Source organism: Wolbachia endosymbiont of Glossina morsitans morsitans (assembly GCF_000689175.1).
GTDB classification, from domain to species: domain Bacteria; phylum Pseudomonadota; class Alphaproteobacteria; order Rickettsiales; family Anaplasmataceae; genus Wolbachia; species Wolbachia pipientis.
Window position 1 is genome coordinate 1 of the sequence record NZ_AWUH01000159.1, and the last position, 8092, is coordinate 8092.

The window sequence follows — 8092 nt, forward strand, 5'->3', positions numbered from 1 at the left end:
CATACCGCCGCGATATCTCAGCATAGATTCCGCTAACAAGCAGCGGGATGACGAATTTTTGTTTTTCAAACTGTCGGTAAATCTAAGTCAGTTTAGCTATATGTGTCAAGCACTGGGATGACACCCTCCTGATGGGCCAAAATCACAATGTTCGTACAGTTATGGAATGAATCGCGGCATGACGTGTTGCTTTGATCAGCTATAAAGATGATGCTGCGGAAGTTTTTAGTACTTGCTCGCAACTTTCAACAATTTAATAGCACTGGTGTTTACAACCTCTCCGCCGACACGCTTAGTGACAAAAAACCTCACATAAGGTTTATTCGTATAAGGGTCTCTTAATATTCTCATTCCTCTGTTATCTACAATCTTATAAGCTTGTTTGAAATCTGCCATCGCAATTACTGGTAGCTGATTGTTTGGCGCTGGTGGCATATCGGCAGATTGATATACTGGTATTCCCATTAAAGTATCTGGAGCTTCAAGCGACAGACTTGGCTGCCAGAGATACTGACCTGCTTGAGATTTTAGCAGCCTGATATCCTTCAACGTACTCCTATTCATCAAAAATGACGCATTTTTGGAATAATATTCGTCCAGAGAGTAATACAACATCATTATTGAATCACTATCTAATTTTTCAGTTTTAACTTGCTCTATTTTATTATAACTGTTTCCATTTTCATAAGCTAAAATTCCTTTTGGTTGAAAAGTGCCCTCACCCTTAATGAAGGCTTCGCTTTCTTCCTTACTAAAAGTCTCGGCAATCTTTTCCACCAGCCAACTCTCAACATCGACAAACGCATCATCGAGTAACTTTTGTGATATTTGTGGTTGAGCATATAACTCGTAAGTTGTGACGGAAATCTTTTGGATTTTGGGCGTGTCCGTATCTTTTGCAAAATCATACTTAGACTTATTGCCACCGTCCTCATCATCTACTGTTTCACTGCTCCAACCTGCACCGGCGCGGTCAAAATCTTCTATAATGTAATCCAATGTTTCAGTAGAGATTCTTTGACTGGAACATATTTGTCGCATTGGGGACGAATCAGTTACGCGCTTGTTTATGCGTTTTACAATATGCGGAGTAACTAGATACCCCCCGATATCACTGTCATCTCCACTGAGGGTTTTGTGTGATAAACCGCTTTCCATTCCCTTGCGGATATAATCAGAAAAATATTTATCGCTTGTGCTAAAATCTGTATTTACTTCTGGGCATTGAGCTGCAGTTTCGATCAAGTCGTAACACTCTTTGCAACTATCAATGGCATTATTTACCTTGCATAACCGCTCAATCGTTGCAGAATCAGCACGCCCTTTGCTTCCAATTTCTTTTAATTTGCGATCATTTATTAATTTAAATTGCTCCCATGATGAAGCGAGTTCATTGATACAGTGGGTAATATCGGTAAATGACATAATAGTCTCCTTTGAAAATGACATTAGAATGGAAATAAGGTAATAGGAACGGCACCCATAGATGTTTCCCACAGTTGTACGAATATTGCAATATGGTACATAGTAAACGATGTCATTCCAGTCCTCCCTTTCTTGTCATCCCAGTACTTGACGCTGGGATCCAGTTTCTATGCAACTTAATTAAAAACGTTTGTTTTAGCGTAAGACAACTACCTTTAGTTCATCAGCTCAGTTATAAGCAAAATTTCTGGATTCCAGTGTTAAGCACTGGAATGACATCATCTGTTGTGCAATTTACCCTTAAAAACAAATATCCCTACAGTTATGTGCTTGGCACTGAAATGGCATCATTTTTTATCTGCTGAAAAGGTAAACCGTGGCACGGAGTGCCACGCTTAGTACTGTAAGCTTCGTCCATTAATTAAATTAAGCGAGGTAAAATGAAGGATGATTGTACTATATAACGTTTGTTTTTTGGTGTGAAGAACTTTTTTTTATCTACTTCAATTAGATAAGGGATTTCAGTATTAATTCTGCACTACTTGCAGTTCTTGTAATGGGTCTGCCAATGACGATATAATCAGCTCCTGAATTGATTGCTACTCTTGGTGTTGCTGTTCTTTTTTGGTGGTCGTTACCTGGATCTATACGAATTCCTGGAGTAATAATTTTAAAGTCTTCACCGCATTCTCGGCGCACTTCTTGAGCTTCCAATGCAGAACAGACTATTCCATGGAGTCCAATCTTTTTTGCAAGCTTTGCAAGCAAAATTACCTGTGATTTTACCTCTCTTGCTACTCCAAGCTCGTTTAAGTCCTCATTGTTCATACTAGTTAGCACTGTCACTCCAATCAGCTTTATTTTTATGCGTTGCACTACCCTTGGCGCTTCTTCACGCATTTTTGTTTCACCGCTGATGTGCAGAGTTAACATTTCAATGTTCAGAACTTTTATTACTTCAACTGTTTTAGCCACAGTGTTTGGAATGTCATGCAATTTCAGATCTAAAAAAATTGGTACATTGCATTTTGCAACTTCTTGCACTGCAGAAAGACCTTGAGTAGCGAAAAATTCTAATCCCAGCTTTACCATGCCAACTTTACCACGCAAAGCATTAGCCAAAGATATGGCCTTATTTAAGTCTTGTGAATCCAGTGCGCATATTATTGGGTTCATTATCTTGCATGATTTATTTTATAATAAGACTAATTGTTGTATTTTCAAGTTCTACATTTCAAAATTGACTGCGTTTACAGCGTTCTGCCCACAGTGGAAATAAAGGTTTGATTGGGGTAGATGGACGACTGTTAGGTGATCCGTACCCAGAATCTTCACCTGGCGTGAATTGCATAATTTCCTTCAATATAAACTTTAGTTTTCGAGTCTCCTGTATTATTATTTTTCTACTATGATCTCCGATCGCTTCATTATTGTTTACCAATTTTTCTACCTCGTCTACCACAGGTTCTAACATTTCCAGAAAATAATCCTTTTTCTCTTCTGCATTTCTCAACAAATCTTCTTCAAGTTGTTCTACTTTACTGTCTTGCATCCAAAGTGCATTTTTTAATCTTTTCACCTCATTATCACAATCTTTTCTTATTCCGTCTAACTCACAACATTGACTATTAATGCAATCATTTGCATCACGTATCTCTTCAAATTTCTCTTTTAATTTTTTAGATAAATTTTTGTTTTCTTTGTTGACCTCTTTAATTTTACATTGTAGCTTATCTAAGTTTGCATACAGCCTTTCTTATTCTTCATGTATTTCCTTTACTTCTTTAGAAAATATATTTTTTTCCTTATTCAATGCCTGTATTTTTTCACTAAGTTCTTGTTTTTTCTCACGTAGTGCCTTTTGTGCTTCACGTAACGTTTCTATTCTATCATTCAACTCCTTATTCTCTAGCTCTAAATGTTTTTTATTATCTATTTTCATCTTCAGCTTTGCAATAAATTCACTTTTTTCTTCCAACTGTTTCTTCGAATATGACATTTCAAGTTTTAATTTCTCTTCCTGCTCACTAAGCTTACCTATTTCCTTTCTTGTTTTGCCCAATTCATTGTCCATTTCAAACGTACGATTCTTTGCTACTTCTAATCTTTTCTCCAAAGATTGTTTTTCTTTAAGAAGAAATTTTCTCGCAACTTCTGACTCATTTGCTTTCTGATCCAATTTTTTTGCTCTCTTGTCTAAATTTTGCTTTTCTCGAGTTAATTCACGTAATTGATTCTTCACTTCTTTCTTTGCAGCTTCTTTAGCTTCCTTTCCTGGAGTTATTTCATTTTCTAACTCTTGCTCTTTCTGAGCGAAATTATTTCTCTCAACCTCTATTTTTTTATTATTACTAATTATTTGATACGAAAGTGGAAGCACTAAACCAGGTAATGTAGCTAAAGCAAGAATTAGAGGAAGAGGCACATTAGAAGTTACAATAAGCGCTAAAGATGTAAGTAACGTAAGAGCAGTTAAGAAACTAGGAGTAATCCCCTCCTCCCCCCACGTTCAGCAGTCTTGTACATATTTATTAAAATTCTCTTATCTGTAGAGGAATTATAGTGCTGCACCTATAAAAAAATTCCCATTTTCAGTCTGCTAGCTAAAAATGGCTAAGGTTTTATGTATCCAATGTACAACTGTCCTCAAAATGTGTGGTAGCTATTGGTTTGGGTAGAACATTCACTGAAATATTCGGAATCACATGAATCATCATTCATCTCTTTATATGGCGGTCTTGTTGAAGTGGATATATAAGGTGGTTTTGGTTTCGGGAACTGTTCATAACAGACTCATTTTCACCTATTCCTTCATGCTCTGATAAATGTTTACTGCTTATATCTGAAGAAATGAAATGACTTTGCTCGTCTTTATGCTCAATTACTGCTTGCAGACGTTTAACTTTTCTCTCCTAATCAGAATTACTATCATCCATCCAAATCTTTTTCGCTACTTTTCAAGTGACTGTTATTATCGCGCAACTTATCATTAGGTTTTTTTAACTCTGTGATCGTATCAAGATTTTTAGTTTTTTCCTCTTCTAATTCCTTGCATAGTTTTTCTTTTTCTTCTAAATCTTCAGCTACCTGGATCGTTTCTTGCACTTTTTCACTTAACTTTTCTTTCAATCGTATTTCTCTTTTTACTCCTTCCCCTAGTTCAGATTTTGAACAAGAAGTTTTGTCTTCTTCTAACTGCACTGCTAATTCTCCTACTTTTTTTCCTTCTCTTTTCTAAACATGTTTCCAATTCTGTTATTCTTTCTTTTAATAAAAGAGCTAAAATTACTTCATATTTTAACTCATCTAACTGCCATTTTAAGGAATCTATTTCTTTTTGATGTTGAGATAATTCCTCCATTAAAGAATCCACTCTTTCATTCAATCTTACATTTTCATCGCGTAACTCTTGGTATTCAAGAGAAAGCATATCCTCCTTATGTTTTAACTGACCTTTTACTTTTATTCTCAATTCTTTATTTTCATCGTATAAATCTTTGTTCTTATTATTAAGGGCACCTATCTTACCCTCTAATTATCGGATTTGATTACCTTTATTATTTAACTCTTTTGTAACATCATCTAATTTTTGCTGTGCATCATCTTGTTGTGTCTTTAACTGCTCTATTTCTTTAGTTAACCCTGCAATTTCGCTTTCCAAATCTTGCTTTTTTCGAGTTAATTGGTCTTTTAATTCCTTCACAGCTTCTTTAGCTTTTTCTCTCAGATCTATTTTATTTTCTAACTCTTGTACCTTACTCTTTGATTATTGTTTTACGCTTTCTAACTCTTGCTCTTTTTCAGCAAATTTATTTTTCTCAACCTCTATTTTCTTATTATAATTAATTATTTTACATGAAAGTGCAAGCATCAAAATAGAAAGTATAGACAAACTCAAAGCAACAGGAAGAGCTACATTAAAGGCTGCAACTGAAAAGGAGAACTTAACATAAGGGGCAACGGCAAGTGTCCCAGATGTAAGCAATACCAAAGTAGCAACAGCACCAGCTATAAGATATGGTGCATTGGTTTTACTATACAAATCCCTCATTATTCCTTCATACTAATGATGATTACAATAGCATTGATATTAAAGGAATTAAAGATATAAAAATCAGTATAAGTCTATATTCACTATGTATTTCCCGTCTACAGTTTCAAGCTCAGACTACATCCACTCTATCGTTTCCACATTGCAAACTGCCTGCAAATCATTCTGTGCGGATTGATTCAATTTATCCTCTCCTAGATCTGCTTTTATCATCAACTTTTTTATCAGATGCTTAACTAATACATTATCATTTGCCTTTACCTTTCTGATAATGTTTAATATCTGAATAAAATTATCTCCCATTTCCTCTGAATATTTATCATAGATAAGTTCTTCTTTGCTCGGCCAATTACTTTGATTGTGTACAGAATTATAACTATACAACTGGTGGTACATCTCTTCTGTAATGTAAGGCAAGAAAGGTGCAAACAACCGCAAAATAACATTTAACACATACGCCAAGCTTTGTTTTGCATTTAAGGTTGCTTCACCGCTTCCGTACGCACGTTTTTTTATTAATTTCAAGTAGTTATCACAAAAATCCTTCCAAAAAAATTCTTCTACTGCACTCAAAGCTTCGCAGTATTCAAACTGTAATAGGTTATTCGTTGCTCTACCTATTACTTTGTACAGCTTAGACAGTATCCATTTATCCATCGTCTCACTGATGGAATTTATGCTTACTGTTTGATGCTTTTCCATGAACATGGAAACAAACTTGCTAGCGTTCCAAAGTTTTGTAACGAGGCGCTTGCCAATTTTGAATATATTTTCAGAGTAGACTGTATCAACTCCAAGCTTTGAGTTCGCTGCCCAATAGCGCACTACATCAGCTCCATAAGTTTCAAGTATTACATGAGGAGTGATGATGTTACCCTTTGATTTACTCATCTTTTTCTTATCATCGGTTAAACACCAACCGCTGATCATAATGTTTTTCCAAGGTAAAGAATTTGCATGATAATGTGCCTTTAAAATAGTATAAAAAGCCCAAGTTCTGATTATCTCATGGCTCTGGCTGCGCAGATCTGCAGGAAATATCGTATCATAGCGATGATTTGGTAAGCTAAACTCACTGTTTACTGCCAGTGCACTCAGTTGAGGAGTAATTGAACTTGTGGCCCAAGTATCCATTACATCTTGATCTGGGATAATCTCTTCTTTGCTATACCCTTTTGGCAAATCTTTGAGTGGATCAATAGGTAGGGCCTTTATTTCAGCTAGAATAATTTTACCTTCTTCTCCCTTACGTTTAGAATACCACGCTGGAAATGGCACACCAAAATAGCGCTGCCTTGAGATGCACCAGTCCCAATTTAGCCCTTCTATCCACACTTCCATACGTTTACGCATATTGCTTGGGTGCCAATTGCATTCTTTTACTTTATCTAATACTTGAGCTTTTTGCTCTAAAGTCTTGATAAACCATTGATAAGTAGGTAATATCTCAAGTGGTGCACCAGATCTTTCTGCGCACTTAACAGAATGAGAAATGTTAGTGCTTTCTATCAAAAGTCCTTTTCCACTCGAGATTTCAATCATCCTCTTTCTTGCTGCTGTAACTTTCAATCCATTTATTTCATCGTAGATTCCAGTGTCAGCTACTTTCATGACGCCGGGGTGTGGTGGAATGACATCATCTAGGTTCATCCTCCCATCCTGATCGATGATAATTTTCATCGGCAGGTTATGCTTTTGCTGCCAATATATGTCGAGTTCATCACCGAATGTACAACACATAACAAGCCCGGTGCCTTTATCTATTTTAACCTTATCATCTGCTATTATTGGAACTTTCTCCTCTGTTATTGGCACTACTGCTGTTTTTCCGATCAGATGAGTGTAGCGCGTATCCTCTGGATGACAAAAAACTGCAACGCATGCTGGAAGTAGTTCAGGTCGCGTAGTTGCAATATTGATCTGCTCATTTTCTTGAGTAGAGAAAACTATCGTGTTTAAGGATGACTCAAAAACTTTATCTTCTATTTCTGCTTGCGCAATTGCTGTTTTATCAACCGGGTCCCAAAGGATAGGCTGCATTTTTCTATATGCATATCCCTTGTTATATAGATCAATAAACGACATCTGTGAAAGCGTCACAGTTTCCTTGCTGATCGTGTGATATTCCAAATCCCAGTCATAACTAATGCCGACCGATTTAAATAGTTCCTTGAATTCTTGCTTTGATTTTTCAATAACCTCATGGCACATCTCTATAAATTTTTCCCTGCCAACTTCTTTTGCGCGGGTTTTATAGGTTTGCTCAACCAATCTTTCAGTGGGAAGCCCATTATCATCAAACCCAATTGGGTAAAACACATCTTTTCCCAGCATGCGCTGAAACCTTGCAATAAAGTCCGTGTGGCAATAGCTAAATATATGGCCAATATGGAGTTTTCCCGATATTGTCGGTGGAGGTGTGTCTATAGTGAAAGTGTTATCCTTTTCACCATTCCATTTATAAACTTTACTACCTTCCCATAATATGTTGTATTTGTCTTCAACTTCTTTAAAGCCGTATTTTTCTTTTAACATAAATATTTCTCAATTTTAAACCTTAAGCTAGCAACATTATACCGCCGCGGTATCTCTAGATCCCGCTAACAAGCAGCGGAA

The 8092-nt window shown here is 36.2% G+C and carries 11 protein-coding genes; 1 reads left to right on the top strand and 10 read right to left on the bottom strand.

Going from position 1 to position 8092, the window contains the following annotated elements:
* Nucleotides 1–92 precede the first annotated feature (92 nt).
* Nucleotides 93–242: a hypothetical protein gene (locus WGMM_RS06845; protein WP_240991912.1), complete on the bottom strand. Its 150-nt coding sequence runs from the start codon at nucleotides 240–242 to the stop codon at nucleotides 93–95.
* On the bottom strand, nucleotides 226–1425 hold the full coding sequence (locus tag WGMM_RS04025; RefSeq protein WP_038250450.1) for a phage major capsid protein: 1200 nt from the start codon (nucleotides 1423–1425) through the stop codon (nucleotides 226–228). Before WGMM_RS04025 ends, WGMM_RS06845 begins: the two co-directional genes overlap by 17 nt.
* Before the next feature lie 92 nt (nucleotides 1426–1517).
* On the opposite strand from WGMM_RS04025, the gene WGMM_RS06155 reads away from it, so the two are divergent.
* On the top strand, nucleotides 1518–1790 hold the full coding sequence (locus tag WGMM_RS06155; RefSeq protein ID WP_128080215.1) for a hypothetical protein: 273 nt from the start codon (nucleotides 1518–1520) through the stop codon (nucleotides 1788–1790).
* Nucleotides 1791–1932: 142 nt separating this feature from the next.
* Here WGMM_RS06155 and pyrF read toward each other — a convergent pair whose 3' ends face one another.
* From pyrF to WGMM_RS04055, 8 genes are all read right to left on the bottom strand, one after another.
* Nucleotides 1933–2601, bottom strand: coding sequence for an orotidine-5'-phosphate decarboxylase (gene pyrF, locus WGMM_RS04030; protein ID WP_038250452.1), 669 nt, complete (start codon nucleotides 2599–2601; stop codon nucleotides 1933–1935).
* Nucleotides 2602–2659: 58 nt separating this feature from the next.
* Complete coding sequence (locus WGMM_RS06850; protein WP_240991913.1) at nucleotides 2660–2977, bottom strand: hypothetical protein; 318 nt, start codon at nucleotides 2975–2977, stop codon at nucleotides 2660–2662.
* 204 nt (nucleotides 2978–3181) lie between these two features.
* On the bottom strand, nucleotides 3182–3850 hold the full coding sequence (locus tag WGMM_RS06855; RefSeq protein WP_240991914.1) for a hypothetical protein: 669 nt from the start codon (nucleotides 3848–3850) through the stop codon (nucleotides 3182–3184).
* Nucleotides 3851–4353: 503 nt separating this feature from the next.
* Complete coding sequence (locus WGMM_RS04040) at nucleotides 4354–4626, bottom strand: hypothetical protein (RefSeq protein ID WP_038250455.1); 273 nt, start codon at nucleotides 4624–4626, stop codon at nucleotides 4354–4356.
* A complete protein-coding gene (locus WGMM_RS04045; protein WP_240991915.1) occupies nucleotides 4586–4855 on the bottom strand; it encodes a hypothetical protein in 270 nt (89 codons plus the stop codon). The genes WGMM_RS04040 and WGMM_RS04045 overlap by 41 nt, the downstream gene beginning before the upstream one ends.
* Nucleotides 4856–4960: 105 nt before the next feature.
* On the bottom strand, nucleotides 4961–5128 hold the full coding sequence (locus tag WGMM_RS06860) for a hypothetical protein (RefSeq protein WP_240991916.1): 168 nt from the start codon (nucleotides 5126–5128) through the stop codon (nucleotides 4961–4963).
* A gap of 63 nt (nucleotides 5129–5191) precedes the next feature.
* On the bottom strand, nucleotides 5192–5476 hold the full coding sequence (locus WGMM_RS05345; protein WP_051599645.1) for a hypothetical protein: 285 nt from the start codon (nucleotides 5474–5476) through the stop codon (nucleotides 5192–5194).
* 117 nt (nucleotides 5477–5593) lie between these two features.
* Nucleotides 5594–8011, bottom strand: a complete 2418-nt coding sequence (locus WGMM_RS04055) for a valine--tRNA ligase (protein ID WP_051599648.1) — start codon at nucleotides 8009–8011, stop codon at nucleotides 5594–5596.
* Nucleotides 8012–8092 lie beyond the last annotated feature (81 nt).

Coding starts and splice junctions, on each gene's coding strand:
- WGMM_RS04025 (WP_038250450.1), bottom strand. CDS start 1,425: ATGTCATTTACCGATATTACCCACTGTATCAATGAACTCGCTTCATCA.
- WGMM_RS06155 (WP_128080215.1), top strand. CDS start 1,518: ATGGTACATAGTAAACGATGTCATTCCAGTCCTCCCTTTCTTGTCATC.
- pyrF (WP_038250452.1), bottom strand. CDS start 2,601: ATGAACCCAATAATATGCGCACTGGATTCACAAGACTTAAATAAGGCC.
- WGMM_RS06850 (WP_240991913.1), bottom strand. CDS start 2,977: ATGCAAGACAGTAAAGTAGAACAACTTGAAGAAGATTTGTTGAGAAAT.
- WGMM_RS04045 (WP_240991915.1), bottom strand. CDS start 4,855: ATGCTTTCTCTTGAATACCAAGAGTTACGCGATGAAAATGTAAGATTG.
- WGMM_RS05345 (WP_051599645.1), bottom strand. CDS start 5,476: ATGAGGGATTTGTATAGTAAAACCAATGCACCATATCTTATAGCTGGT.
- WGMM_RS04055 (WP_051599648.1), bottom strand. CDS start 8,011: ATGTTAAAAGAAAAATACGGCTTTAAAGAAGTTGAAGACAAATACAAC.